General features: G+C 66.2%; 28 protein-coding genes and 3 tRNA genes. 21 read left to right on the top strand and 10 right to left on the bottom strand.

From position 1 onward, the window contains the following. Both AC3FNH_RS29055 and AC3FNH_RS29060 read left to right on the top strand, forming a co-directional pair. On the top strand, positions 1–190 hold a 190-nt coding region (locus AC3FNH_RS29055; RefSeq protein ID WP_488722534.1), incomplete at its 5' end, for a hypothetical protein. Positions 191–318: 128 nt separating this feature from the next. Next, positions 319–1581 (top strand): glutamate carboxypeptidase, encoded by a 1263-nt coding sequence (locus tag AC3FNH_RS29060; protein WP_488722535.1) that lies wholly within the window; start codon positions 319–321, stop codon positions 1579–1581. Between the two features lie 161 nt (positions 1582–1742). On the opposite strand, the gene AC3FNH_RS29065 is transcribed toward AC3FNH_RS29060, so the two are convergent. The 3 genes from AC3FNH_RS29065 to AC3FNH_RS29075 form a co-directional block, all read right to left on the bottom strand. Further along, positions 1743–2096, bottom strand: a complete 354-nt coding sequence (locus AC3FNH_RS29065; RefSeq protein ID WP_276103056.1) for a hypothetical protein — start codon at positions 2094–2096, stop codon at positions 1743–1745. Between the two features lie 30 nt (positions 2097–2126). Next, the gene (locus AC3FNH_RS29070) at positions 2127–2378 is read right to left on the bottom strand and encodes a DUF1488 family protein (protein WP_276103057.1); all 252 of its coding nucleotides are present in this window, start codon (positions 2376–2378) and stop codon (positions 2127–2129) included. A gap of 72 nt (positions 2379–2450) precedes the next feature. Next, positions 2451–2768, bottom strand: coding sequence for a hypothetical protein (locus tag AC3FNH_RS29075; RefSeq protein ID WP_488722536.1), 318 nt, complete (start codon positions 2766–2768; stop codon positions 2451–2453). A gap of 378 nt (positions 2769–3146) precedes the next feature. Here AC3FNH_RS29075 and AC3FNH_RS29080 point away from each other — a divergent pair, with 378 nt between their 5' ends. Further along, the gene (locus AC3FNH_RS29080; RefSeq protein WP_488722537.1) at positions 3147–3272 is read left to right on the top strand and encodes a hypothetical protein; all 126 of its coding nucleotides are present in this window, start codon (positions 3147–3149) and stop codon (positions 3270–3272) included. Between the two features lie 80 nt (positions 3273–3352). On the opposite strand, the gene AC3FNH_RS29085 is transcribed toward AC3FNH_RS29080, so the two are convergent. Both AC3FNH_RS29085 and AC3FNH_RS29090 read right to left on the bottom strand, forming a co-directional pair. After that, complete coding sequence (locus tag AC3FNH_RS29085; protein WP_276103060.1) at positions 3353–3544, bottom strand: YjfB family protein; 192 nt, start codon at positions 3542–3544, stop codon at positions 3353–3355. Positions 3545–3675: 131 nt separating this feature from the next. Beyond that, positions 3676–4101 carry a TOBE domain-containing protein gene (locus AC3FNH_RS29090; protein WP_276103061.1) on the bottom strand — a complete coding sequence of 142 codons (426 nt, stop codon included), beginning with the start codon at positions 4099–4101 and terminating at the stop codon, positions 3676–3678. 204 nt (positions 4102–4305) lie between these two features. Here AC3FNH_RS29090 and AC3FNH_RS29095 point away from each other — a divergent pair, with 204 nt between their 5' ends. Continuing rightward, positions 4306–4683, top strand: a complete 378-nt coding sequence (locus AC3FNH_RS29095) for a cytochrome c family protein (RefSeq protein WP_276103062.1) — start codon at positions 4306–4308, stop codon at positions 4681–4683. 20 nt (positions 4684–4703) lie between these two features. Here AC3FNH_RS29095 and AC3FNH_RS29100 read toward each other — a convergent pair whose 3' ends face one another. After that, positions 4704–7142 carry a DUF3772 domain-containing protein gene (locus AC3FNH_RS29100; protein WP_488722538.1) on the bottom strand — a complete coding sequence of 813 codons (2439 nt, stop codon included), beginning with the start codon at positions 7140–7142 and terminating at the stop codon, positions 4704–4706. A 473-nt stretch (positions 7143–7615) separates the two neighbouring features. On the opposite strand from AC3FNH_RS29100, the gene AC3FNH_RS29105 reads away from it, so the two are divergent. Then, positions 7616–7978: a mechanosensitive ion channel protein MscS gene (locus tag AC3FNH_RS29105; protein WP_276103064.1), complete on the top strand. Its 363-nt coding sequence runs from the start codon at positions 7616–7618 to the stop codon at positions 7976–7978. Between the two features lie 10 nt (positions 7979–7988). On the opposite strand, the gene AC3FNH_RS29110 is transcribed toward AC3FNH_RS29105, so the two are convergent. Both AC3FNH_RS29110 and AC3FNH_RS29115 read right to left on the bottom strand, forming a co-directional pair. Continuing rightward, positions 7989–8966, bottom strand: coding sequence for an ABC transporter substrate-binding protein (locus AC3FNH_RS29110; protein WP_276103065.1), 978 nt, complete (start codon positions 8964–8966; stop codon positions 7989–7991). A gap of 150 nt (positions 8967–9116) precedes the next feature. After that, positions 9117–9860: an SDR family oxidoreductase gene (locus AC3FNH_RS29115; RefSeq protein WP_488722539.1), complete on the bottom strand. Its 744-nt coding sequence runs from the start codon at positions 9858–9860 to the stop codon at positions 9117–9119. A 120-nt stretch (positions 9861–9980) separates the two neighbouring features. Here AC3FNH_RS29115 and AC3FNH_RS29120 point away from each other — a divergent pair, with 120 nt between their 5' ends. The 5 genes from AC3FNH_RS29120 to AC3FNH_RS29140 all read left to right on the top strand — a co-directional run bounded on the left by AC3FNH_RS29120 (position 9981) and on the right by AC3FNH_RS29140 (position 13133). Continuing rightward, the gene (locus AC3FNH_RS29120; protein ID WP_488722563.1) at positions 9981–10907 is read left to right on the top strand and encodes a LysR family transcriptional regulator; all 927 of its coding nucleotides are present in this window, start codon (positions 9981–9983) and stop codon (positions 10905–10907) included. Positions 10908–11042: 135 nt separating this feature from the next. After that, positions 11043–11657: a TetR/AcrR family transcriptional regulator gene (locus AC3FNH_RS29125; protein ID WP_276103067.1), complete on the top strand. Its 615-nt coding sequence runs from the start codon at positions 11043–11045 to the stop codon at positions 11655–11657. A gap of 2 nt (positions 11658–11659) precedes the next feature. Continuing rightward, positions 11660–11905: a hypothetical protein gene (locus AC3FNH_RS29130; protein WP_488722540.1), complete on the top strand. Its 246-nt coding sequence runs from the start codon at positions 11660–11662 to the stop codon at positions 11903–11905. 57 nt (positions 11906–11962) lie between these two features. Continuing rightward, positions 11963–12454 carry a flavodoxin family protein gene (locus tag AC3FNH_RS29135; protein WP_276103069.1) on the top strand — a complete coding sequence of 164 codons (492 nt, stop codon included), beginning with the start codon at positions 11963–11965 and terminating at the stop codon, positions 12452–12454. A 25-nt stretch (positions 12455–12479) separates the two neighbouring features. Continuing rightward, positions 12480–13133 carry a glutathione S-transferase family protein gene (locus tag AC3FNH_RS29140; protein WP_488722541.1) on the top strand — a complete coding sequence of 218 codons (654 nt, stop codon included), beginning with the start codon at positions 12480–12482 and terminating at the stop codon, positions 13131–13133. A gap of 13 nt (positions 13134–13146) precedes the next feature. On the opposite strand, the gene pip is transcribed toward AC3FNH_RS29140, so the two are convergent. After that, entirely contained in the window at positions 13147–14100 is a 954-nt protein-coding gene (gene pip, locus AC3FNH_RS29145) for a prolyl aminopeptidase (protein WP_488722542.1), read from the bottom strand. A gap of 523 nt (positions 14101–14623) precedes the next feature. On the opposite strand from pip, the gene AC3FNH_RS29150 reads away from it, so the two are divergent. From AC3FNH_RS29150 to AC3FNH_RS29185, 8 genes are all read left to right on the top strand, one after another. Next, a tRNA-Asn gene (locus tag AC3FNH_RS29150) sits at positions 14624–14699 on the top strand. 6 nt (positions 14700–14705) lie between these two features. After that, a tRNA-Gly gene (locus AC3FNH_RS29155) sits at positions 14706–14781 on the top strand. 19 nt (positions 14782–14800) lie between these two features. Further along, a tRNA-Thr gene (locus AC3FNH_RS29160) sits at positions 14801–14875 on the top strand. Between the two features lie 315 nt (positions 14876–15190). Then, positions 15191–15895, top strand: a complete 705-nt coding sequence (locus tag AC3FNH_RS29165; RefSeq protein ID WP_276103072.1) for a glutathione S-transferase N-terminal domain-containing protein — start codon at positions 15191–15193, stop codon at positions 15893–15895. Between the two features lie 123 nt (positions 15896–16018). Then, positions 16019–17359 (top strand): PQQ-dependent sugar dehydrogenase, encoded by a 1341-nt coding sequence (locus tag AC3FNH_RS29170; RefSeq protein WP_488722543.1) that lies wholly within the window; start codon positions 16019–16021, stop codon positions 17357–17359. Positions 17360–17549: 190 nt separating this feature from the next. Further along, on the top strand, positions 17550–18377 hold the full coding sequence (locus AC3FNH_RS29175; protein WP_488722544.1) for a class I SAM-dependent methyltransferase: 828 nt from the start codon (positions 17550–17552) through the stop codon (positions 18375–18377). Positions 18378–18521: 144 nt separating this feature from the next. Beyond that, complete coding sequence (locus AC3FNH_RS29180) at positions 18522–19910, top strand: DUF1214 domain-containing protein (RefSeq protein WP_488722545.1); 1389 nt, start codon at positions 18522–18524, stop codon at positions 19908–19910. A gap of 205 nt (positions 19911–20115) precedes the next feature. Further along, complete coding sequence (locus tag AC3FNH_RS29185) at positions 20116–20484, top strand: hypothetical protein (RefSeq protein ID WP_488722546.1); 369 nt, start codon at positions 20116–20118, stop codon at positions 20482–20484. A gap of 212 nt (positions 20485–20696) precedes the next feature. Here the strand turns inward: AC3FNH_RS29185 and AC3FNH_RS29190 are convergent, their stop codons facing one another. Further along, positions 20697–20936, bottom strand: coding sequence for a hypothetical protein (locus AC3FNH_RS29190; RefSeq protein WP_488722547.1), 240 nt, complete (start codon positions 20934–20936; stop codon positions 20697–20699). Between the two features lie 195 nt (positions 20937–21131). Here AC3FNH_RS29190 and AC3FNH_RS29195 point away from each other — a divergent pair, with 195 nt between their 5' ends. From AC3FNH_RS29195 to AC3FNH_RS29205, 3 genes are all read left to right on the top strand, one after another. After that, complete coding sequence (locus AC3FNH_RS29195; RefSeq protein WP_488722548.1) at positions 21132–21380, top strand: DUF4160 domain-containing protein; 249 nt, start codon at positions 21132–21134, stop codon at positions 21378–21380. After that, positions 21367–21786: a DUF2442 domain-containing protein gene (locus tag AC3FNH_RS29200; RefSeq protein WP_488722549.1), complete on the top strand. Its 420-nt coding sequence runs from the start codon at positions 21367–21369 to the stop codon at positions 21784–21786. The genes AC3FNH_RS29195 and AC3FNH_RS29200 overlap by 14 nt, the downstream gene beginning before the upstream one ends. Positions 21787–21918: 132 nt before the next feature. After that, the gene (locus AC3FNH_RS29205; protein ID WP_488722550.1) at positions 21919–23070 is read left to right on the top strand and encodes an acyl-CoA dehydrogenase family protein; all 1152 of its coding nucleotides are present in this window, start codon (positions 21919–21921) and stop codon (positions 23068–23070) included. Positions 23071–23166 lie beyond the last annotated feature (96 nt).

Below are 23166 nucleotides of genomic sequence, written 5' to 3' on the forward strand. Positions count from 1 at the left end.
AAAACCGAAATCATTGGCTTGTGCAACATCAAGCGCAAACCTCATTGATCAGCAGTTCCCTAGCGTGGTGAAAAGCGTGCCGGGCATGGCTTGCGGCAGCCAGAGCAGGCGCACATGTAGCGGAGCAGGGCCGGAGGGCGCGGGTGTGGCGGGGGCTGACATGGCTTTGGGTGGGGCAGGCATCGGCTGATGGCGAAATCGTACCGGCGAATGGCGATATCGATCCGCTTCTCGGATCGCGCAAAGGCTACCATCTTCGCGATCACCCGTCTGCAAGACGTGGCCCACAACCATCACGAAGATCATCGAGGAGACATCATGCCGTTCCACCTTCGCCCGCTCGCCACGGCTGCTGCCGTTGCGCTGACGCTTGCCACATCCAGCGCGATGGCCGCCGGCACGGCGGATGCGACCCTTTTGGCAGCCGCCCGCGCCGCACAGCCGGCGGTAGTGCAGTCGCTCAAGGAGATGGTCTCGATCGAGTCCGGCAGCACCAACGCGGCAGGCCTGGCACAGATGGCCGACTACACCGGGGCGCGCCTGCAAGCGCTGGGCGCCCAGGTGGAGCGGCTGCCCGCCACGAAGGGCCCCGGTACCATCATCAAGGGCACGTTTACCGGAACGGGGAAGCGCCGCATCATGCTGATCGCTCACATGGACACGGTTTATCCGGCAAACACGCTGGCTACCCAGCCGATCCGTGAAGAAGGCAACCGGCTATATGGCCCGGGCATCGCCGATGACAAGGGTGGTATCGCGGTCATCCTGCATTCGCTGGAGATCCTGAAGCGTACGGGCTGGCGCGACTACGCGCAGGTCACCGTCCTGTTCAATCCCGACGAGGAGGTGGGCTCGGTGGGCTCCGGCGAGATCATTTCCGCGCTGGCCGACCAGCACGACGTCGTGCTGTCATGCGAGCCCACCGGCGCCAAGGCCGTGATGAAAACGGAGGCGGTGCTGCTGGGCGCGTCCGGCACGGCCACCGCCACCATGGAGGTCAAGGGCCGCTCTGCTCATGCCGGCGCGGCACCGGAACTCGGACGCAACGCTCTGCTTGAACTCGCCCACCAGTTGCAGCAGACGCGCGACGTGGCGAAACTCGTTCCGGGTTCCCAACTGAACTGGACCCAGGCCACCGCGGGGAAGGTACTTAACCAGATTCCCGAGAGCGCCGTTGCCTATGGCGACGTGCGTTTCACGGCCAACGGCACTGCCGAGAAGCTCAAGGTCGCGCTGCAGGACAAGGTCAATGCCGATCGCCTTATCCCCGACACACAGGTCACTGTCAGCCTGGGAGAGTCCCGCCCGGCATTCGTGGCGGATGCGCGCGGTCGCGCATTGGCCAGGCGCGCGCAGGAAATCTATGCAGAGCTCGAGGCACGCCAGCTGACGCTGATGGAAGGCACGGGCGGTGGCACCGACGCTGGCTTCGCTGGACGCTCGGGCAAGGCTGCGGTCCTGGAAAGCCTGGGGCTGGCCGGTTTCGGCTTTCACGCCCGTGATGAGTACATTGAACTCGATTCCATCGTGCCGCGGCTTTACCTGATGACGCGGATGCTGGGGGAAATTGCCCGCGACTGATGGGAGAGGTGCGAGACGCTCTGCGGAACCGGCTTTCAAGGAGGGCAACGCGGGCTTCGGATAAGTCATGTCGGGGCCTTCAAGGCCCCGGGGCCTCGCGTACCGCAGGTCCAAACGCTCGACTCACTCCGCAGGACAGCCGCGCGGCAAGCGTGGCGAGCCTATTGCGTACACTTTTCCTGATACACCCGCTGCAATTGCCTGCGCGTCCGGTCACGCACGACGGTGGAGATTTCATTGCCCTGGCTATTCTCGACTGGCGCGCCCGAGGGGCGGTAGCTGCGGCGCGGAGTCTCGCCGATCTGTTCGGCCAGCTGATTGCACTGCTCATCAAGGGAAGGCGGTTGCGTGGGGGTGGGCTGGAACCGGTATGACCCCTCACGCACGGCGTCAGAGATTGCGTCGTTGATCGTGGCGTCCGCCGGAGATGGCCGCTGTGTCTGCGCATGGCCATGGAACAGGGGCGTCAGACTGGCGAGTAAGGCGAGCAGGCATACATGGCGGCGCAGCAGCATGAATATCTCCCGGGAGTACTTGCACACCTCCTAGTGCAGCAGGTAAAGAACCTGCGGCCCCTCGGCATAGAGGTCCATGGCCATCTTCAGGATCTCGTTGCGATGCCGGTCGAAGGAGGCCAGCACCCCGGCTTCGTCGGAACCGAGAGCCGAGTCGAATTTCATCAGTACGCGGTCGTCCACAATGAAGGCAATCTCGCGTGCGTTGTCATAGCCCCAGAACCATACGCCATGCCTGGCCCCGTCATAGCTGCGGCTGGGATTGGGAAAACTAAGTGCCATGTTTTCGTCCTACGTTCTATGCCTTTGACAGGCCGGATCGCTACGCACGCTGCCAGCGCAAAGTGCGCCCCGCTATTGCGTATCTCCTTTCATGCTCTCGGCTTCCATCGCGGCATGTAATTCCTCGTACGCCTCGATTGGCTCCATGTCCTGGTCGACGAACGCCGCGGCCCGCTCTGCGGCGGCTAACGCGTCGCGCGGGATGTCGCTCTCGCCGTCGTCCTCGGTACTCGGCGGCATCAGCATGTCCTCAAGCATCCCGCGCAGCTCTGGGGTATTCCATGGCCTGCCCAGCCTGGCCTTCCTGCGCAGGTAGTGACGAATTTCCGAGTCTTGCTCGGCGGAGAGCGGAAGTCCGCGAAAAGTTGGATCCGTATTGTGATGGATCATGATGCGCCTCCCGAAGCGGTCTGCGCTTTCAATGTAGAGATATCAGTTCCCTGAGGTGAGCGTTACAAGTTGCGTGTGATCACTGTGGCGCGTATCCGCGGCCAACCGGTTACGTCTTTTTCTTGGCGACACCTTCGTTTCCAACCCTCGAATGAACCGTGCTGAAGGGGGTTGCCGGCACTGACGGCTTCTTGGGCTGCTTGGGCTTCTTCGCTTCGCGAGTGCTGCGTAGTTGACTCTTGGCCACGGCTTGCTCCTGGTGCGTTGTTTGCCAAATGGCAACTTCAGCATACGCGCTTGGAAGCTCCAACCAAATGACTTTTCATGAGTCCGTGCGAAAAAGCCGCTTGGCGCCCGCATGGTCAGTTCCCGACGCTTATGCGCTCGCGCAGCAAGGGAGAATCCGGACTGCATACGCGCTACGGCTACTTCAGCAATCCGCGCTGGCGGATGCTGCATGCGCTGCCGACCAGCGACGGGCCGGCGCCGCAATTCGATCCGTGAGACAAGCGATGAGGCCCCGCATTGGCGGGGCCTCATCATCATTGCCGCGGCGTCGCGTGCGACGCCGCGAGGCGGTCAGCTCAGACCTTCACGTCGATGTTCTGGCCAAGATGGGGTGGATTGCTGGCCACCGGTGCGGCCGCCGTGGCGGCCTGCACCAGGCTGGCCACGCCCTGGGCCTGCAGGTCCAGCGTTTTTCGCAGCATCAGCAGCGACACCGGGTCTGCGCCCGTGTCCGCAGCGCTCACCGCGCTGACGAGGGAGGTACTCATATTGTTGGTCCCTGAAAGGATTGAACGGATACGGGGTCCCCGTCACGCATGGCTTCGGGGAATCCCGCATGCTGGTTGTCGTCAGAAATGGGGCAGGGCTTGAGCGGGCGGGCCATGCGCCACAGCCGGACTCAGCCCACCGCCACAATCACGCTCGAGGCCTTGAATACCGCCGCCGCGGGCTTGCCCACGGCCAGCCCGAGCCGGTCGGCGCTGCTGTTGGTGATGATGGCGGAAATTGCCAGGCCGGTGTCGTCGGTAATGGTCACGTCCGTGTTGACGGCGCCTTTCCTGATGTCCGACACCTTGCCGCTCACCGCGTTGCGGGCCGAGACCTTGCTGACATCCACGTCGACCATGACGATCACCGACGTGGCCTTGACCATCGCGGTGGCCTTCTTTCCGGCTGCCAGCCCGAGGCGCGACGCGCTCTCGCTGGTGACGGTGGCGACGATTTCCTGGCCGCCGTCCAGGCGCAGGATGACCTCGTCATTGACCGCGCCGTGGCGGGCCTGGGCGACTTCGCCGGAAAACTGGTTGCGTGCACTGGTGATCATGTTGTTTTTCTCCGATGAGCGAGCCCCGCTGTCCCGGCTCAGACGACCGCGCCGATGCGCGGCAAGCACCCTTCAAAGTATGTGCCGGCCTAGGCGGATTGCGAGTGGAATGTGGACCTGGAATGCAGCGCAAATGCCTATTGCATGGCTCGCGCTGCGCTATCATGCGGGGCTGCCCGCCAGGGCGCTTTCCAAGCATGACCCATGCATCACGCTGTACCGCGCCTTGTCCTGGCGCTGACCTGCCTTGTCCTTGCCCATCCCGCCTTCGCCGCCGACGTCCAGGCCGGCAAGGAAGTGTTCTCCACCCGCTGCGCGTCCTGCCACAGCGTAGGACCGTCCGCGCGTGGCGGTTTCGGCCCGCAACTCAATGCCGTCGTCGGCCGGCGCGCGGGCAGCACTGCCGACTATCGCTATTCCCCGGAAATGACCGCTTCCGGCGTGGTGTGGACGGCCGATACCCTGCGCGCCTTCGTCAAATCGCCCGGCAAGGTCGTGCCGGGGACGCGCATGCGCTTCTGGGGCCTGGGCAATGACCAGCAGATCGACGACCTGCTGGCATACCTGCAGACCTACCGTTAGCCATAGCCGCTCGCCTTGCGCTAGGGCGCCGGCAGCAGCGTCTCCGCCGTCATCCCCGCCAGGTTTTCCACGCGCAGCGTCTGCGGCATGGTCAGCGGGATGCCGGCGGCGCGCAGCCGCTTGAGGATCTCGAACAGCAGGTCGCTCTTCGTGGATGCGGCAATGCGCGGGTTGGACACGTAGCCGGTCACGCTCAGCGTAATGCCGTTGGGCGCAAGCTGGCTGAACGTGACCGATGGCACGGGGTGGTCCAGGATCGTTTCGTTGTCGAGGTAGGCGTCGAGCAGCAGCTCGCGCACCTGCTCGGGATCGATGTTCAGCGGGAAGGTGAGCTGCAGCGTGGCCACGCCCTGCGTGCTGTGGCTCATGGTCACGTTGCGCACGTTCTGCGAGATCAGCTGCGAATTGGGCACGATCACGGTAGAGCGGTCGCCCAGCTGGATCTCGGTGGCACGCACGTTGATGCGGCGGATGTCGCCCTCCACGCCGGCGATGCTGACCATGTCGCCGACCTTCACCGGGCGTTCGGTCAGCAGGATCAGGCCCGACACGAAGTTCTTGACGATCTCCTGCAGGCCGAAGCCGATCCCCACCGACAGCGCGCTGACGATCCACGCCAGGTTCTCCCACCTCACGCCGAGCAGCGACAGCGTCAGCAGCACGATCAGCACATAGCCGACATTGCTGAATAGCGTGATGAGCGACGCGCGCAGGCCTGGCTCCATGCACATGCGCGGCAGCAGCTCGGCGTCCAGCCAGCGCCGCACCGAGCGCAGCAGCCAGATGCCGACCGACAGCGCGACCACGGCATTGACGATGCGCTCGGGCATGATGTTGTAGCTGCGCAGCTTGTCGCCGCCGAGCACGGTCAGCAGGCTGTCGAGCAGTTCGGCCGGCGTGGTGCCGAAGCCGCCGGTCAGCAGCGCGATCACGGCGATGATCGTGAGCAAGCTCGTGCCGAGGCCCGACAGCAGCGTCGAAGACTGTTCCAGCCGGATGTCGTCGATGCCGAAGAGCTGCCGGATCACGCGGCCACTGGCGTGCTGCGGCGAGAGCAGGTTTTCAAACGTGTCGCGCGTGAGCTGCGTCAGCAGGTACAGCGTGCACAGCACGATGTCGAACCACACCAGCTCGTAGGTCACGAAGCGGGCAAAGCTGACATAGCCCGCGAGCAGCGCGATGAGCGCAATGATGACCGCGAGCGTGACGCCTGCGTGGATCATGCCCGCCAGCGTGGCGCGCGCCTCGGCGCGCTCGCCGGCCGCGGCCAGGCCGCTGCGCACGCGGTTGGCGCGCAGCAGCGCGGCGCCGATCGTGAACACCACCACCAGCGACACCAGGCCGCGGCCCAGCAGCGTGAAGGGCACGCTGGTGTCGGCGATGTGGTTCAGCAGTTCAAGCGTGCCCGCCAGCAGCAACAGCCCGGCCAGCGCGCGCGGGAACGGCTTGAGCGCGAGCGCGACCGGGTCGGCCAGCGCCGGCAGCCGCCACGACGGATGGTGCGTGCACAACAGCGCGCGGCCAAGCCCCGCGATCAGCGCACTGGTCAGCATCAGCCTGGCCATCTGGCTCAGCAGGTCCTGCAGGTCCGCCGGTGGTTCGTAACTGCGCGTGAAGGCGTAGTAGACCAATTGCACGGCGAGCGCGGTCGTGACCACCGTGGTGAGTGCCGTGGCCAGCGCCAGCGCGCTGCGCCGCAAGCGGTTCTCGGGCAGGCAGGTCAGGCAGAACCACGCGGCGGCGCGCTCGGCCAGGCGCCGGCCCAGCGTCCAGATGGCGAGCGCCAGCACCAGCAGCAGGGCCGTGGCCGCGCGTTGCCCGGGCTCCCAGGCCGTCTCGATGAGCGGCACGACTTCATCCGCAAACGCCGCCATGCGCGCGCTGTCGTCGTCGGACGGCTTGAACAGCGGTGCCCAGAACTGCGGGTTCAGGATGCTCTCCGAGCGCAGCGCGAACTGGTCCTTCAGCCGGCTGCGCTGCAGCTTGGCGAGCTGGGCGTTCAGGTTCTCGATGTTCTCCTTGCCCTCGGCCGTCTGCTTCAGCGCGTTGTCGAGCTGGATCTTGCGCGCGTTCAGCTCGGCGCGCTGCCGTGCCACCGCAGCCGTTTCAGGCGTGGTGCCGGGCGCGGGCGGCGGCCCCAGCACGTCGAGCTGCGCCTGGAGTTGCGCGCGCTGCGGTGTCAGCGCGGCCTTCAGCTTGTCGACGTCGGTCGCGAGCTGGTGCAGGGCCTCGTCCATCTCGCCGAGCCGCGTGTTGCCGTTGACGCTCGAGGCGGACTGCTTGATGCGGTCCTGCTCGGTCTGCAGGCGCTTGAGCTCGGCCATGGCCTCGGCGTGCGTCAGGGCCGGCGGCTGGTCCGCTGCTGGCGCGGACGCCGGGTCGGCGGCCATGGCGGCCGGCATCAGGTGGAACAGTGCTGTCAGCACAAGGCTCAGGGCGAGCCAGGATAGTCTGCGCATTGGCGGATTCACGTTGAGACGTGGCCGCCCGGAAATCGCTGTGAAGGCTCCGGCAAGTCCGGTACGCCGGACGGCGGGGAACAAGGGCCTGAGGGTGCGGATGGTTCCGGGGGCGCGGAAGACGAACACAGGAAGCGCTGCCGCATGGCGGGCAAGCCGCTTCCACGAAATTGACCAGCGCAGCGCGGCAAGCGCACACGGGCCGCCGTCGGGCCTGTCTGGCGCGCGGCAAGCCGGCTGGAGCAGGGCGGCCAGTTGGCTGGGGATCTGGACGCCGAGCCGAGATTATACGAAAGCGTTCAGATCACACGGGCCCCTATGCGCAGTGCGGCGGCGAGAACAATGTAATTGTCCGTTACGAGGGGAAGCGCGCGTTACAACGCTAACAACTGCGGGCCTGCGCGGAAACACCTGAGTGCGGGTTTCCTGTGCATGATGGCATCACGACATCAGTACCTGAACAGGAGTCAGACATGCGCCCCTCAATCCGTATCGCTTCCGCTGCCGCCGTGTCTCTGGCCTTGCTGGCTGCCGGGCCGGCGTCGGCGCATGAACGCTATCACCATGGCGGCGGCTCTCAGGCCGGCGTGGCGCTGGCCCTTGGCGCGCTGGTCGGCCTGGCATTCGGCGCGGCGGTTGCCTCCGGGCCAGTCGTGGCCGCGCCGGTCGCTTATGCGCCGGCACCGGTTGCCTATGCGCCGCCGGCCCGCGTGAGCTATGCCGCGCCGGCCGTCCCGCCGGGCTACTGCTATCGCGACGATGTCGGCGGCTACGTGCCTTGCGCCCCGCAGCCGCACGGCTACTACTATGAAGCCCCGGTCAGCTACGGCTATTGACCACTGACCATCAGGCGATGGCGAAGCCCGTGTCGAAGGTTGCGCGTGCGTCGAGCCGCTGCTTGAGCAGGCCGGCCTTCAGGTAGAAGTCGGCAGTGCGCTGCTGCTCGGCGATGACGGCATCGTCGATCTTTTGCCACTGCGTCCGCCGGCGTTCGAACTGCAGGCGCGCAGCCTCCGGCGAAATGCCGATGATGCGCGCCAGCGTCGCCGAGAATTCGGGCACGTGCTGGTAGGACCAGGCCTGCGCGCGCACCACGCGCTGCAGGAAATCGGCCAGCACGGCGCGTTTTGCCGCCAGCGCAGCGTCGGTGGCGGCGAGATAGCTCAGGCCAGACCATAAGCCGCGCCCGCTGACCAGCACGCGCGCATGCCCACTGGTTTCCGCCATGGCGGTATAGGGCTCCCACGTGGCCCACGCGTCGACGGAGCCGCTCGCCAGCGCCAGCTTGGTATCGGCGGGCGGCAGGAAGCGGATGTTGGCATCCTCCGGCCGCAGCCCGGCCGATTCCAGCGCCTTGAGCGCGACGAAATGCCCGATCGAGCCGCGGTTGGTGCCAATGCTCTTGCCCTTCAGGTCCGCCGCGGTCTTCAGAGCGGAGTCGGGCCGCACCAGGATCGCTGTGCCATAGGGGTCGGAGCGGTTGGCGCCGACCAGGCGGATGCGCGTGCCCGCGGCCAGCGCGAAAATGGCCGGCGCATCGCCGATCGGGCCGCAGTCGACCGCGCCCGCATTGAGCGCTTCAGCGAGCGGCGCGGCGGCGGGGAACTCGGTCCACTGGATGTCGTAGGACAGTCCGCGCAGGCCATCGGCGGATTCGAGCAGCGCGCGCAGGCCGCCTTTCTGGTCGCCTGCCTTCAGCAGCGGACGGCCCTGCGCGCGTGCGGACCCGGCGCCAGGGAAGGCGGCAAGCCGCAGGGTGTCGGTGGCGATGGCGGCGGTGGCCGCCGTGCCATAGCGGAGGAATTGTCGTCGGGATGCAGTCATCGGTGTGCGTGCCTGGGGATCATGGGGCTGGAGCCAGCCCGCTCAGCACGCAACCGTAACCCGGGCGCTGCCCTGCACTAACGAATATCTCCGCGCTTCCTTATGCGGCGGGCGGAGGACCCTTATCCCCGCGAAGGCAGTGGCGTGCCGTCAGGCGCTGAAGCCGCCGTCGATGTTCAGGCTGGCGCCGGTGACAAAGCCTGCTTCCGGGCTGGCGAGGTAGGCCACCATGCCGGCGATCTCGTCCGGATCCGCGTGGCGCTGCAAGGCCATCAGGCCGTGCAGCGAGCTGGCAAAGTCGGTGTGCTCGGGATTCATGTCGGTATTGGTCGGGCCGGGCTGCACGTTGTTCACGGTAATGCCCCTGGGCCCGAGATCACGCGACATGCCCTGCACCAGGCCCTTCAGTGCGGCCTTGCTCATGGCATACGCGCTGCCGCCGGCGAACGGAATCCGGTCCGCATTGCAGCTGCCGATGTTGATGATGCGGCCGCCTTCGCCCATGTGGGGCAGGGCTGCCCTGGCCGCCACGAACACCGCGCGCACGTTCACGGCCAGGGTCTTGTCGAAGTCCTCGAGCGGGAAGCTGTCGACCGGCCCCAGCAGCAGCACGCCGGCGTTGTTGACCAGGATGTCGATCTTGCCGAAATGGCTTGCCGCATCGTCGACAGCGCGCGCCAGCGAGGCCGCGTCCGCCGCGTCGGCATGGAAGGCTTTGACGCGTCCGCCGGCAGCCTGGATCGATTCCGCCAGCGCCTGCGCGCCGGCGCCCGAACTCTGATAGGTGAAGGCCACGTCTGCGCCTTCGCGTGCCAGGCGGCGAACTACCGCGGCGCCAATGCCACGTGCGCCGCCGGTAACGAATGCAACCTTGCCTGAAAGAGGTGTGCTCATGATGTTTGTGCTCCTGAAAGGATCAAGGGGGTGGTGCACGGAAGTATGGCTAGTGCATTCCCCTACCAGTAGGCATGAATGCGGATCATGTTTTTCAACCGCTGGTATAAGCTGGTGGGCATGGAAGCCCTCAACCTGCTTGAATCCTTCGTCCAGAGTGCCGAGACCGGCAGTTTTTCGGCGGCGGCGCGCCGGCTCGGGCTCACGCCGGCGGCCGTCAGCAAGAACGTGGCGCGCCTGGAGCGGCACCTGGGCCTGCGCCTGTTCCACCGCAGTACGCGGCGGCTGACGCTGACCACGGGCGGGGAGCAGTTCTTCACGCAGGTGTCCGACCCCTACTCGGCACTGCGCAATGCGTTTGCCGGAGCGGCCCAGGACGCCGGCAAGCCGGCTGGCGTGCTCAAGGTCAGCATGGCGCTGGCGTTCGGGCGCGAATACCTGGTGCCGCTGCTGGGCGAATTCCTTGCGCGGTATCCGGCCATCGTGCCCGACTGGCACTTTGAGAACCGGCCGACCGACCTGATTCGAGACGGCTTCGATGCGGCCATTGGCGGCGGCATCGAGCTGACCGAGGGCGTGGTCGCGCGCGAACTGGCGCACACCCACGTGGTAGCGGTGGCATCGCCGGCATACATGAAGGGACGGCCGTTGCCCCGGCACCCGTCCGACCTGGCCGCATTCGATGGCATTGTGCGGCGCTCGGGTGCCACCGGACGCCTGCGTGCGTGGACCTTGCGCAACCAGGTCGGCGAGCAGGCACCGGCCGAACACCGCGCGCGGCTGATCTTCGACGATCCGGAAGCCATGGCCCACGCCGCCATGCACGGGCTGGGCATTGCGCTGCTGCCCATGCCGCACGCGGCGCCGCGCCTGGAGAGCGGTGCGCTGATGCGGTTGCTGCCCGGCTGGTATGCCGACAATGGCCCGATCTCGCTCTACTATCCGAGCCGCACATTGCTGCCGGCCCGCACGCGCGTGTTCATCGAGTTCGTGGTCGACGCGTTTCGTACGAAGGGGCTGGCGGGGCGCTTCGACGGGCGCTGGTGATTCACGCAAGCTGCGCGCCCATGCAATGAAGCGACACCGGGTGCCCGTGCGGCGCCCGGTGTCGTTTTTTCGCCTTGCCATTTGGGTATAGACCTTCTATATCCAATACCAGTCGAACCCGGTCAGCAAAGGCCCATGAGTCCGCGAGCCTACGACAACACTCTGCGCAAAGAGATGGAAGCCGACACTATCCGCAGGATTGTCACGGCCACGGTGGCGCTGCATGCCGAGAAGGGCGCGCTCGCGACCACGCATGCCGAGATCGCGCACGCGGCCGGCGTTTCGGTCGCTACCGTCTACAAGCACTTTCCCTCGCGCGAGGCCTTGCTGCCGCATTGCACGGGAATGGTGGCGGAGCAGGCGCCGCGCGTCGATGTGCAGGCATTGCTCGGCCTGCGCGACAGCAGCGCGCTGATGCAGGGGCTGGTCGACATGCTGCACGGCCAGTACGCGTACATGGACCCGTGGATGCGATGGATGCCGCGCGATGCGCAAATGCTGCCCGCGCTCGCGCAGATCGCGGAAGCCGGCCGCAGCCAGACCGGGGAGCTCGTGCGCCAGGTACTGGAGCGCGTTGCCGGCGCGCGCGTCGATGACAGGACGTTCGCGTTGGCCATGGTCATCCTCGACTACCCCGCGTGGCAGCGGCTGACCGGATTGCTGCATGACCCCGAGCGGGTCAGCGAAGCTGCAGGGCATGCCCTGCAATGCGTGATGGCCGGGTTGCCCCGGCGGAAAGAGCGGACGTGAACATGGAACACACCGGACCCGCCACCACCGTCGACGAGATTGCCGGCGGCATCTACCGCATCTCCACGCCCGTCCCGCCGCAGGACATGCCGGGCGGCTTTTCCTTCAACCAGTACCTGGTGGTGGATGACAGGCCATTGCTCTACCACATGCATCCTGCCACGCTGGCGTGCATGCATGGCAGCGCGTGGCGCGGCGATGGCGCGGCGCTGCTGGCACGCCTGTCCGAGCGGCTGGCGCAGCGGTAGGCGGCGCGCACGCGCGTGCTACAGTCGCCCCAACACGGCAAGCACGAGCGTGCACGAATGAAGACCCTGCTGATCGTCTACCACACCATGACTGGCGGCACCGGACAGATGGCCCGGGCCGCCGCCGACGCCGCGGCTCAGCAGGAGGGCGTCACGGTCAGCCTGCGGCGTGCGGTGGAGGCGGGGCCGGACGATGTGCTGGCCGCCGACGGCTACCTGTTCGCGACGCCGGAGAACCTGGCCGCCATGTCCGGCCTGATGAAGGATTTCTTCGACCGCTGCTACTACGCCGCGCTCGACCGCGTAAACGGCCGTCCTTACGCGGTCATGATCTGCGCGGGCAGCGACGGGCAGAACGCGCTGCGGCAGATCGAGCGCATCGCGACCGGCTGGCGCCTGAAAAGCGTGGTGCCGGGTTTGATCGTCTGCACGCACGCGCAGACGCCCGAACGCATCCTCGCGCCCAAGCAGATCGGCGCCGACGAGCTGGAGCGCTGCGCCGAGATGGGCGCCGGTCTCGCCGCCGGCCTTGCGCTAGGCGTGTTCTGATCGATCCATCACCCCGGAGACAACCATGCAGCTGTATGCGCACCCGTTTTCCTCGTACTGCCAGAAAGTCCTGATCGCGCTGTACGAGAACGGCATACCGTTCGAATGGCGCATGCTGTCGCCGGACCACGCCGACGTACTTGCCGAGCACGCCGAGCTCTGGCCGCTGCAGCGCATGCCCTTGCTGGTCGATGCCGGGCGCAGCGTCATGGAGTCGAGCATCATCATCGAGTATCTCGACACGCACCATCGCGGCCCCGTGCACTGGATTCCGCAGGACCCGGATGCCGCGCTCGAAGTCCGCATGATGGACCGCTTCTTCGACAACTACGTCATGACGCCGATGCAGCGCATCGTGCTCGACTACCTCCGCGCGCCCGCGCAGCGCGATGCGTCGGGCGTCGCCGATGCCAGGAAGCTGCTCGACACCGCCTACCAGTGGCTGGACGGTGCGCTCGCGGGGCGCGAGTGGGCTGCCGGGGGCGCGTTCACGCTGGCCGATTGCGCCGCGGCGCCGTCGCTGTTTTATGCCGACTGGGTCCACCCGATCGGTCCCGCGCTCGCCAATGTGCGGGGCTATCGCAGCCGGCTGCTGGCCCGTCCGGCGTTCGCCCGCGTGGTGGACGAGGCGCGGCCCTACCGGAAGCTGTTTCCGCCGGGTGCGCCAGACCGCGACTGAGGCCGGGGGGATATCAGCACTGCGCGAAGCGGTCCGTTGCGCGGATAAGCTGGTCGAGGATGCCGGGCTCGGTCCACGCGTGCCCGGCGCCTTCGATCAGGTGAAAGTCGGCATCGGGCCATGCCTGGTGCAGCGCAAACGCGTAGCGCGCGGGGCAGGGCATGTCGTAGCGGCCATGCACGATCGTGCCGGGGATGCCCGCCAATCGATGGGCGTCGCGCAACAGCTGTCCGTCTTCCAGCCAGGCGCGGTGCGTGAAGTAATGGTTCTCCAGCCGCGCGAACGCCAGCGCGAAATGCGCGTCGTCGTGCTTGGCGCTGTTGCCGGCGTCGGGTAGCAGGGTGATGGTCTCTCCTTCCCAGACGCTCCAGGCGCGTGCCGCCTCCAACTGCTTTTCATGGTCGTCGCCCGTCAGCAGCTTGCTATAGGCGGCCATCATGTTGCCGCGTTCCGCTTGCGGGACAGGCGCCTGGAAGCGCGCCCATTTCTCCGGGAACATCTCCGACACGCCAAACTGGTAGTACCAGTCCAGCTCGGCCTGTGACACGGTATAGACGCCGCGCAGCACCAGCTCGCTGGTGCGCTGCGGGTGCTTCTGCGCATAGGCCAGCGCCAGCGTGGAACCCCAGGACCCGCCGAACACCAGCCAGCGCCCGACGCCCGCGAGTTCGCGCAGGCGTTCGATATCGTCCACGAGATGCCATGTGGTATTCGCCTCCAGGCCAGCGTGCGGCGTGGAGCGGCCGCAGCCGCGCTGGTCGAACAGCAGTACGTCGTAGCGGGCGGGATCGAACAGCCGCCGGTGGTCGGCGCTGATGCCGCCGCCGGGGCCGCCGTGCAGGAACACCGCCGGCTTGGCGCCGGGCGTGCCGACGCGCTCGTAGTAGATGACATGGCCGTCGCCGACATCGAGCGTGCCGGTGGCGTAGGGTTCGATGGCGGGGTAGAGAGTGCGCAGGGTTGGCATGGGGTGGGCTCCGGGTGCGTAGTGGGAGAGTGTAGCGCCGGATCGGGTGTGGTCATGAGGCTGCGCGGGCGCTCGTCCAAGGCCTGCGGCCTGTGTGCCCGGACTACTGAGCCGCGCGCAGCGCAGCCGAAGGCGATGATGCGATACCTGCAGCAGCAGGGGCCACGGACAGTTTCGGGGCTCGTTCAATCATTGTTCGAAAGCCTACCGACGCACGCGCACCACGCGGCAGGCAGCCAGGCACACTCTGAAGCCCATACCCATACAGCACCGTCAGCACGCTACGATCAATATTCGCCCGTTAGGGCAAGTAAACGCGCTTCTTGCCTACTTCTTGTCGCTCGGACAAGAAGTAGGTCGCCGGCTACGCCGGCGAAACAGCAGCGCATGCCAAGCACGACAACCCCATCATTACCCATCCCCCGCAATCCGGCGAAGAACCAAAAAAATTGCGGCGCATCCCTTGACACCCTGCCGGTCCATCGTTGTACAATCCGGCCTCCTCTCAACGAGGAAGCGTTGTTCCCCGATAGCTCAGTCGGTAGAGCGCCGGACTGTTAATCCGTAGGTCCCTGGTTCGAGCCCAGGTCGGGGAGCCAAACAACGCGGGAGTAGCTCAGTTGGTAGAGCGCAACCTTGCCAAGGTTGAGGTCGCGAGTTCGAGACTCGTCTCCCGCTCCAGTGCCCTGCACCGGACGTCGCCCATGTGGCTCAGTGGTAGAGCACTCCCTTGGTAAGGGAGAGGTCGGCAGTTCGATCCTGCCCATGGGCACCACCTCCGCTATTCCGTTCGCCCGCTTTTCGTCTATTCGTCTTTCCGGTCTTCTGCCGGGTTTTCCGTTTTTCTTCTTCTGGTTTTCCTCTGACGCCTGGCGTTGACCGTTGACGCTTTCCGGCCAGCACGCCATGCCGTACGAGTCGCTGAAGTTCGTCGCGCGATGCAGCCTGACGCTGTCGTGTCGCAGAGCAAGCTCGGCAGCGCCAAGTGCAATACGATCGCGGTGCCGCCTGCACAGGCGGCAGGCGCGGTTTATTATCGGGATTTTAGGCGCGGCCGCGCACGCGGCGGCGTCATTCGCCAGGAGTCTACGTGTCCGACCTGTCCGCCTTCCCCATTACCCGCAAATGGCCCGCGCAGCATCCTGACCGCATCCAGCTCTATTCGCTGCCCACGCCCAACGGCGTGAAGGTGTCGACCATGCTGGAGGAAACCGGGCTGCCCTACGAGCCGCACCTGGTGCGCTTCGACCATAACGACCAGTTGTCGCCGGAGTTCCTTTCGCTCAATCCCAACAACAAGATCCCGGCCATCATCGATCCCGATGGCCCGGGCGGCAAGCCGCTGCCGTTGTGGGAATCGGGCGCCATCCTGCTGTACCTGGCCGACAAGTCCGGCAAGCTCATTCCCACCGATGCCGCGGGCCGGTACGAGACCATCCAGTGGGTGATGTTCCAGATGGGCGGCATCGGGCCCATGTTCGGCCAGGTGGGCTTCTTCAATCGATTTGCCGGCAAGGATTACGAGGACAAGCGCCCGCGCGACCGCTATGTGGCCGAAAGCCGCCGACTGCTCAACGTGCTGAACCAGCGGCTGGCCGACCGGCCGTGGATCATGGGCCAGGACTACACCATTGCCGATATCGCCACCTTCCCGTGGGTGCGCAACCTGCTCGGTTTCTACGAGGCCGGTGAGCTGGTGGGCATTGCCGATTTCCCGCACGTGACGCGCGCGCTGGAAGCATTCGTGGCCAGGCCGGCCGTGATCAAGGGCCTCGATACGCCGCATCGCGGCTGATGCTCGCGGTGCGCAGGCGCGCTTGTCGGGCAATGTCCTACAGCGCGATCCGCCTGCACTGACAGAGACGTTCCGGGGGCGCACCTATAGTCAAGGCAGACCGCTTTGACCGGAGGTGCCGCCATGCCGCAGCCACGCTATCCCGTGTTGCACTCACGTGCGCGCGCCATTGCCGCGTTCGCTGTTGCCGTGGTCCTTGCCGGGTGCGGTGAATCGGCGAAGCTTCCTTCGGAAGCGGGCTTCGGCCCCACGCCGCAATTGCCGCCACCGAACAAGACTGCCATTCCGACCATCCATATCGCACCGGCGAAAGGCTGGGCCGACGGCGCAAAGCCGACGGCCGCCGAGGGCCTGTCCGTGGTGGCCTTTGCCGGCAAGCTCGACCACCCGCGCTGGGTCTACGTGCTGCCCAACGGCGACGTGCTCGTCGCCGAGACCAACGCACCGCCCAAGCCCGGCGACAGCAAGGGCATTCGCGGCTGGATCATGAAGAAGGTGCTGGCGCGCGCAGGGGCCGGCACGCCCAGCGCCAACCGCATCACGCTGCTGCGTGACACCAACGGCGACGGCGTGGCCGACGTGCGCTCGGTATTCCTGAAGGACCTGCACTCGCCGTTTGGCATGGTGCTGGTCGGCAATGACTTCTACGTGGCCGATACCGATGCCGTGCTGCGCTTTCCGTACCAGCCGGGGCAGACCAGCATCACGGCGCCGGCGCAGAAGGTGGTGGACTTGCCCGACGGTCCCATCAACCACCACTGGACCAAGAACATCATCGCCAGCCCTGATGGCAGCAAGCTGTATGTGACCGTGGGTTCGAACAGCAATGTTGGCGAGAACGGCATCGACAAGGAAGCGGGGCGCGCGGCCATCTGGGAAGTCGACCGCGCGACCGGGCAGCATCGCGTGTTCGCGAGCGGCCTGCGCAATCCCAGTGGCATGGCGTGGGAGCCCACGACCGGCGCGCTGTGGACCTCGGTCAACGAGCGCGACGAGATCGGCAGCGACCTCGTGCCGGACTACATCACCTCGGTCAGGGACGGCGGCTTCTATGGCTGGCCCTACAGCTACTACGGCCAGCATGTGGATGAGCGCGTCAAGCCCGCGGCGCCGGACATGGTCGCCAGGGCCATCGTGCCGGACTATGCGGTCGGCGCGCACACGGCCTCGCTGGGCATGACAGCGGCGTCTGGCAACAGCCTGCCTGCCCGGTTCCAGCACGGCATGTTCGTTAGCCAGCACGGTTCGTGGAACCGCAAGCCGCTGGCCGGCTACAAGGTGATCTTCGTGCCGTTTGACAACGGCCGTCCCAGTGGCGCGCCGTTCGACGTGCTGAGCGGCTTCATCGACCAGAGTGGCGATGCGCAGGGCCGCCCGGTCGGTGTCGCCATCGACAAGCGCGGCGGACTGCTGGTCGTGGACGATGTCGGCAATACCGTATGGCGAGTGAGCGGAGCGCGCTGACGCTCCGTCTTGGCGTGCCATAACCAGCCCGGTGGTGTCCGCACCGGATGCCTTGCACACCCTGCTGACCGACGGGCCCGTGGTGACTATACTTCGCTTATCTGGCGATGACGCGCCCGGGAGGGCTCGCGTCGCCAGAATGGGCGGCAGTCCAGCGCCCCGCAGCGACTTTTCGCCAAGGGAGGGTGCAATGGATCACACGGGGGAGAGTTTCCGTGATTTCGAGCTGGCCGGCTGGGAAGATCCCGGGGTTGTCAGCCGCTACCACGAGCAGCTCACAGTCGTCACCACGCAATCAGTCGATGCCTTGCTGGACAGTGCCCAGGTTGCCAGCGGCCAGCACGTGCTGGACGTAGCCAGCGGCGCCGGCTACGTTGCGGCGGCAGCGGCGCGGCGCGGCGCGGACACCGTCGGCATTGATTTCTCCGCGGCCCAGGTGGAGCTGGCGCGCAAGACCCATCCCGGCTTGCGCTTCGAGCAAGCCGATGCACAGGACCTGCCCTTCGAGGCAGGCAGCTTCGATGCCGTAGTCAATGGCTTCGGCATGTGCCACCTCACCGATCCCGACCAGGCCCTGCGCGAAGCCTTTCGCGTGCTGCGTCCCGGCGGGCGCATTGGCTTCACGGTGTGGGACGCGCCGGAACGCGCCATTGGCTTCGGCGCGGTGTACGCCGCGATCCGGGCCTATGGTTCGATGGATGTGGGGCTGCCGGCCGGTCCCAATTTCTTCCAGTTCAGCGACCCGTCGCAATGCATCACCGCTTTGCAGGGCGCGGGCTTTACCGCGGCGGCTTGCCGCCAGGTGCCGCAGCAGTGGCGTTTCTCCACGCCGGACCAGCTCTTTGACGCGCTGGCGCAAGGCACGGTGCGCGCCGCGGCCACGCTGCGCGCGCAAAGTTCGAAGGCGCGCGACGAGATTCGCGCCGTGCTGCGCGGCACGGTAGCGGCCTATATGAAAGGCAATGACTTTGTCGTGCCCATGCCGGCTGTGCTGGCATGGGCGGTCAAGCCTGCGTAGGGCTGGGCGGCCGCACATGCGTGATGGCGGACAGCGGCCGCGCGGTATTGTGTGTTAAGGCGCATATCCGGCGCAATCGGGCATTGCGCGGTGCCGTGAGCTGGCGCAATCTGTCGGGTTCCGAGCCATCGACCGGAGACGCGTATGCGACCTCACGCAGTCCTGTTGACCATCACGGTTGCCGCGCTGCTGTCAGCATGCGCTTGCAAGCAAGAGGCAGCACCGGTGCCCGATACCGCTGCCGCTGCCGCTGCCGCTGCCGCTGCCGCTGCCGCTGCCGCTGCCGCTGCCGCTGCCGACCAGGACGTGGCCGACGCCTATGTCTATCTGCTCGGACGGCTGCTGGTGCTGCGCCAGGAGCAGCTCGATTTCCAGAAGGAGGGTTTCCGCTGGAACGAGATGCTTCACCGCGACGTCGGCGGTGTGAGCTGGGCCAACCCGAACCTGGACGTGGTCTACAGCGAGGCATGGATCGGCGTGGACGAGCGTACCTGCATCGTCCTCAGCGTGCCGCTGATCAAGGGGCGCTACTACACCGTGCAGATCCTCAATGGCTGGGGCGAGACGGTTGCCAATATCAACGAGCGCAACTATCCGCAGCGGGCGGCAAGCCGTTATGGACTGTGCCTGAAGGGGGCCGGCGTGCCATTGCAGCCCGACATTCGCCGCATCGACCTGCCGGGCAGGACGGCCAGGGTCCTGGCGCGTGTGGAGATCGGCAAGAACCGCAAGCAGGCAGTGCAGTTGCAGCGCCAGATCCAGATCCGCATGACGGGCACGCCGCGTATCGATCCGGTGCCGGCCACGCCGGTTTTTGCCAACACGCGGCTGCCTGGGGTGGAGGCGTTTGATGCGGCCGCCGCGGCGCTCGATTCTGAACCTGACATCAATCCCGGCATGGAACCGTTGCAGGCGCGCGTGCGGCAAATCGCGGCGGAGGTGGCAGCCGACCCGGCCGGGCGCGAACGCGTCGACCGCGTGATCCGGGACAAGGCAATCCCGCAGTTCATGCAGTCGATGACCACGGAACTCGGTGTCCGGCGCGATGGCTGGACGCGCCCGGCGGTCATCGGCCAGTATGGTGACGACTACAAGGCGAGGTCGCGCATCAACTTCGGCGGTATCTGGGCGAATACCGCGGAAGAGGTGGTGTATTTCCAGGGTGCCACGGATGGCGAGGGAAACCGCCTCAATGGCGCCAATGCCTACGCCATGACTTTCCCGAAGGCCGACCTCCCAGCTGGCCACGTGCGGTACTTCTGGTCCGTGATCGCGGTCGACGCCGTCAACTTCCGCGTGATGGAGAACCCGAAGAAGCGGTACCTGCTCAACAAGGAATCGAACCTGCAATATGGCAAGGACGGTTCGCTGACCCTGTACTTCGCGCCGACCAGGCCGACCGGTGCGCCGGATGCCAACTGGCTGCCCACGCCGGGCGGGCAGGACTACCACCTGACCTTCCGTACCTATGGGCCGGATGCCGCCGTGGCCGGGGGCAACTGGTATCCGCCGCCCATGGTGCGCGCCCGCTAGCGGCCTCGCGTTCCGGTTGTTGGTTCACGGCCAACACCGCAAACGGCGCCTGTTGGCGCCGTTCGTTCTTCTAGGTCCCGGCAAGTGGCGCAATGCACGCCACACGGGTGATCCGGCGCGTGGCACGGTCATTGCGGATCGAGCGTCGAGCGCAACGCCGTGCTCGATGTCCCAACCGGAGCAATGGCTCCCCTGGAGAACCGTGATGACGACCCCTTCCGAATCCCGAGGCGAGCCGCCGGGCGCCCGTACTGTACTGCGCCAGGTACGGCGCGCCGTCATCCTGCTGCGTGTGCTGGGGCTGTGCGCGAACAGCGTGGCGCTGGCACAAGGCACGTTGCCCGTGCCATCCGCCGTCACGCCGGAACAGAAGTTTCCGCCGGGCTACCTGGAGTCCGTGGCCACCGGCTACGACAACGGCCAGGCCCTGCATCCCGCCGAAGGCATGGCACCGATGCGGCCGTCACGCACGGGGATGACGCGAGTGGAGCTGCCAGGCACGTCGTTGCCGATGGGGCCTGTGCGTGCCGTGCCGGCAGCCATGCCCGCCGCCGCGGCGCCGAGGGGTAAGTGACGCACGCGATGCGCTGGGGCCATGGTATGGTTGGCAGCCACGCCGCCGCATGGCGCATGGCATCCCGCCGGTCCATCCCGCTTCGCTTGACCCGCGTCCGGAAGTAGCCGCTGCCGCCGTATTGCAGGATGTACTGGAGCGCCAGCGGACCGAGGAATCGGACTGGTCGCAGCGCTGGGATTTTCCGCAGTCTTGAAAGTGGCCGAAGGCGCTCAGGCGCGGACCGGCATCAGGCGGGGAACGGGATGTGCGGCCGGCAGGATGCGCGTCCGGCGAATCCGCCTGCCGCCACCGCGGCGCCTGTCTGCCGCGGCTTCGAGCCCGGCATAGCGGCCATGCTGCTGGGCGCGTTCGAACACCGGCTCCGGCACGGCCACGCCGATCAGGTAAGTCATGGTCGCGCCAAGCGCCACCAGCCCGAGCGCACCGGCTGTCCACAGGGCGACTTCCATTTCCCGCTCCCTCTTCATGTTTTGTATGCCTTCAGTATCGGTCTGGGCGAGTGGGTTGAACAATGAAAGTTATCTTCGTTTCATATCAATAAAGTTGCATTGAACGAGCTGTTGTCTCATGGCGGCAGCATCCGTAGCGAAATACGATCGGGCAGAGATTCAATAACCCAACCTGTTTAGGTTTGCTAGAATCGAATGCCGACTGTCCTTTCGCTACTCGGATTGCGCGTGGTCATCTACCCGAACGATCATCGGCCCGCGCATGTCCATGTGATCGGGAAAGGATGCGAGGCCGTGTTCCACTTGCATTGCCCGTTCGGGCCTCCGGAGTTGCGAGAGAACTACGACTTTGGCGCGCGAGACCTGATGCGGATCATCAATGGACTGAGCGCTCACCTGACTGGCTTGTGTACGGAATGGAGAACCATCCATGGTCCTGACTGATGCTGAGATCGCTGCAGCCAACGCACGTGGCGCTGCACGAAAGGCCGCGAATCCGGCAGTGGTGTCCGTGCGCTATGACCGGCGCGTGGAACGCGTGGTGATTGCCCTGTCTTCAGGCCTCGAGCTGGCATTCCCGCTGGCGGCGGTACAGGGCCTCGAACACGCCCGGCCTGCCGATCTGGTCGACGCGCAGGTCAGCCCTTCCGGCCTGGGTATCCACTTCCCCCGGCTCGATGCCGATCTGTACCTGCCGGCATTGCTTGAGGGATTTCTTGGCTCGCGGCGGTGGATGGCCGCCGATATGGGTCGCCGCGGCGGCGCCAGTGCCAGCCCGGAGAAGGCAGCCGCCGCCAGGCGCAATGGCCGGCTGGGCGGGCGTCCGCGCAAGGTTGCCGCGCAAGCCTAGCGGTTGCAGCCTTTGCGGTTGCCGGCGCCACAACCTGCGCCCAAAAATCATCCTTTCCGACGAACCTGACACCGGCCGCAAGGCCGACACTGGACCGATTCCGTCAGCAAAACCAAGAAAGGAGACAACCGCATGCAACGCCTTATCTTCGACGCCGAACACGAGAGCTTCCGCGAGTCCGCGCGCCGCTTCTACCAGCGCGAGGTCGCTCCGCACGGCGAGCGCTGGCGCGAGCAGGGCTGCGTGGATCGCGATGTGTTCCGCAAGGCCGGCGAGCAGGGCTACCTGCTGATGTGGGCGGACGAGCAGTACGGCGGCGCCGGCGTCGAGGACTTCCGCTATGAGCAGATCCTCATCGAAGAGAATGCGCGCCATGGCGACACGGGCTTCTTCGGCACGCTGCATTCGCGGCTGGTGGCGCCGTATGTCGGCCGCATCGGCAACGAAGAGCAGCGCCAGCGCCTCCTGCCCGGCGCGGCGCGCGGCGAGAAGATCTTCGCCATTGCCATGACCGAGCCCCAGACCGGTTCGGACCTGGCGGGCATCCGCACCCGCGCCGAAGACAAGGGCGACCACTGGCTGCTAAACGGCGCCAAGACCTATATCTCGAACGGGCAGCTTGCCGATTACGTGGTGGTGGTGGCGCGTACCGATCCCGAGCGCAGCCACGGGCTGGGCCTGTTCATCGTCGAGCGCGACATGCCCGGCTTCGAGCGCGGGCGCAAGCTGCGCAAGATGGGGCTGCACTCGCAGGACACCTCTGAACTCTTCTTTGACAACGTCAAGGTGCCCAAGGCCAACGTGCTGGGCGAGCCCGGCCAGGCCTTCCGCTACCTGACGCGGCACCTGGCCGAGGAACGACTGATCGGCGCCTGCGGCTACATGGCGTCGGCGCAGGTGGCGTTCGACATCACGCTGGACTACGTGAAGGAGCGCAAGGCGTTCGGTCGGGCCATCGGCACGTTCCAGGATTCGCGCTTCCGGCTGGCGGCGCTGCGTGCCCAGCTCGACGCCCTGCAGACGTTCGTCGACCAGTGCGTGCTGCAGCACAATGCCGGCACGCTGACCGTCGAGACCGCGGCTTCCGCCAAGCTGCTGACTTCCGAGTTGCAGGGTCGGGTGGTCGACGAGGGCGTGCAGTTCCACGGCGGCGCCGGCTACATGGAGGAGTACCGTATCTGCCGCATGTACACCGATGCCCGTATCTCGCGTATTTATGCCGGCAGCAGCGAGATCATGAAGGAAATTATCGGCAGAAGCCTGGGCCTGGATGATCGGGCCTAGACCTGACGATATTCCTAAGGCAAAATGCACCTATTTGGTGCATTTTGGGCACTGGGGTTTTCCCTCGATTCGGTGTTATCGCTGCAGTTAGCGCGT

This window comes from Cupriavidus sp. 22TCCZM01-5, assembly GCF_057798915.1.

Excerpts from the sequence above, each read along its gene's own strand:
- AC3FNH_RS29140 (WP_488722541.1), top strand. The coding sequence starts at position 12,480 with ATGCAGCTGTATGCGCACCCGTTTTCCTCGTACTGCCAGAAAGTCCTG.
- AC3FNH_RS29065 (WP_276103056.1), bottom strand. The coding sequence starts at position 2,096 with ATGCTGCTGCGCCGCCATGTATGCCTGCTCGCCTTACTCGCCAGTCTG.
- AC3FNH_RS29115 (WP_488722539.1), bottom strand. The coding sequence starts at position 9,860 with ATGAGCACACCTCTTTCAGGCAAGGTTGCATTCGTTACCGGCGGCGCA.
- AC3FNH_RS29100 (WP_488722538.1), bottom strand. The coding sequence starts at position 7,142 with ATGCGCAGACTATCCTGGCTCGCCCTGAGCCTTGTGCTGACAGCACTG.
- AC3FNH_RS29075 (WP_488722536.1), bottom strand. The coding sequence starts at position 2,768 with ATGATCCATCACAATACGGATCCAACTTTTCGCGGACTTCCGCTCTCC.
- AC3FNH_RS29085 (WP_276103060.1), bottom strand. The coding sequence starts at position 3,544 with ATGAGTACCTCCCTCGTCAGCGCGGTGAGCGCTGCGGACACGGGCGCA.
- AC3FNH_RS29105 (WP_276103064.1), top strand. The coding sequence starts at position 7,616 with ATGCGCCCCTCAATCCGTATCGCTTCCGCTGCCGCCGTGTCTCTGGCC.
- AC3FNH_RS29095 (WP_276103062.1), top strand. The coding sequence starts at position 4,306 with ATGCATCACGCTGTACCGCGCCTTGTCCTGGCGCTGACCTGCCTTGTC.
- AC3FNH_RS29205 (WP_488722550.1), top strand. The coding sequence starts at position 21,919 with ATGCAACGCCTTATCTTCGACGCCGAACACGAGAGCTTCCGCGAGTCC.
- AC3FNH_RS29175 (WP_488722544.1), top strand. The coding sequence starts at position 17,550 with ATGGATCACACGGGGGAGAGTTTCCGTGATTTCGAGCTGGCCGGCTGG.
- AC3FNH_RS29125 (WP_276103067.1), top strand. The coding sequence starts at position 11,043 with ATGAGTCCGCGAGCCTACGACAACACTCTGCGCAAAGAGATGGAAGCC.
- AC3FNH_RS29120 (WP_488722563.1), top strand. The coding sequence starts at position 9,981 with ATGGAAGCCCTCAACCTGCTTGAATCCTTCGTCCAGAGTGCCGAGACC.
- AC3FNH_RS29130 (WP_488722540.1), top strand. The coding sequence starts at position 11,660 with ATGGAACACACCGGACCCGCCACCACCGTCGACGAGATTGCCGGCGGC.
- AC3FNH_RS29185 (WP_488722546.1), top strand. The coding sequence starts at position 20,116 with ATGACGACCCCTTCCGAATCCCGAGGCGAGCCGCCGGGCGCCCGTACT.
- AC3FNH_RS29195 (WP_488722548.1), top strand. The coding sequence starts at position 21,132 with ATGCCGACTGTCCTTTCGCTACTCGGATTGCGCGTGGTCATCTACCCG.
- AC3FNH_RS29060 (WP_488722535.1), top strand. The coding sequence starts at position 319 with ATGCCGTTCCACCTTCGCCCGCTCGCCACGGCTGCTGCCGTTGCGCTG.
- AC3FNH_RS29190 (WP_488722547.1), bottom strand. The coding sequence starts at position 20,936 with ATGGAAGTCGCCCTGTGGACAGCCGGTGCGCTCGGGCTGGTGGCGCTT.
- AC3FNH_RS29110 (WP_276103065.1), bottom strand. The coding sequence starts at position 8,966 with ATGACTGCATCCCGACGACAATTCCTCCGCTATGGCACGGCGGCCACC.
- AC3FNH_RS29135 (WP_276103069.1), top strand. The coding sequence starts at position 11,963 with ATGAAGACCCTGCTGATCGTCTACCACACCATGACTGGCGGCACCGGA.
- AC3FNH_RS29170 (WP_488722543.1), top strand. The coding sequence starts at position 16,019 with ATGCCGCAGCCACGCTATCCCGTGTTGCACTCACGTGCGCGCGCCATT.
- pip (WP_488722542.1), bottom strand. The coding sequence starts at position 14,100 with ATGCCAACCCTGCGCACTCTCTACCCCGCCATCGAACCCTACGCCACC.
- AC3FNH_RS29180 (WP_488722545.1), top strand. The coding sequence starts at position 18,522 with ATGCGACCTCACGCAGTCCTGTTGACCATCACGGTTGCCGCGCTGCTG.
- AC3FNH_RS29200 (WP_488722549.1), top strand. The coding sequence starts at position 21,367 with ATGGTCCTGACTGATGCTGAGATCGCTGCAGCCAACGCACGTGGCGCT.
- AC3FNH_RS29090 (WP_276103061.1), bottom strand. The coding sequence starts at position 4,101 with ATGATCACCAGTGCACGCAACCAGTTTTCCGGCGAAGTCGCCCAGGCC.
- AC3FNH_RS29080 (WP_488722537.1), top strand. The coding sequence starts at position 3,147 with ATGCGCTCGCGCAGCAAGGGAGAATCCGGACTGCATACGCGCTACGGC.
- AC3FNH_RS29070 (WP_276103057.1), bottom strand. The coding sequence starts at position 2,378 with ATGGCACTTAGTTTTCCCAATCCCAGCCGCAGCTATGACGGGGCCAGG.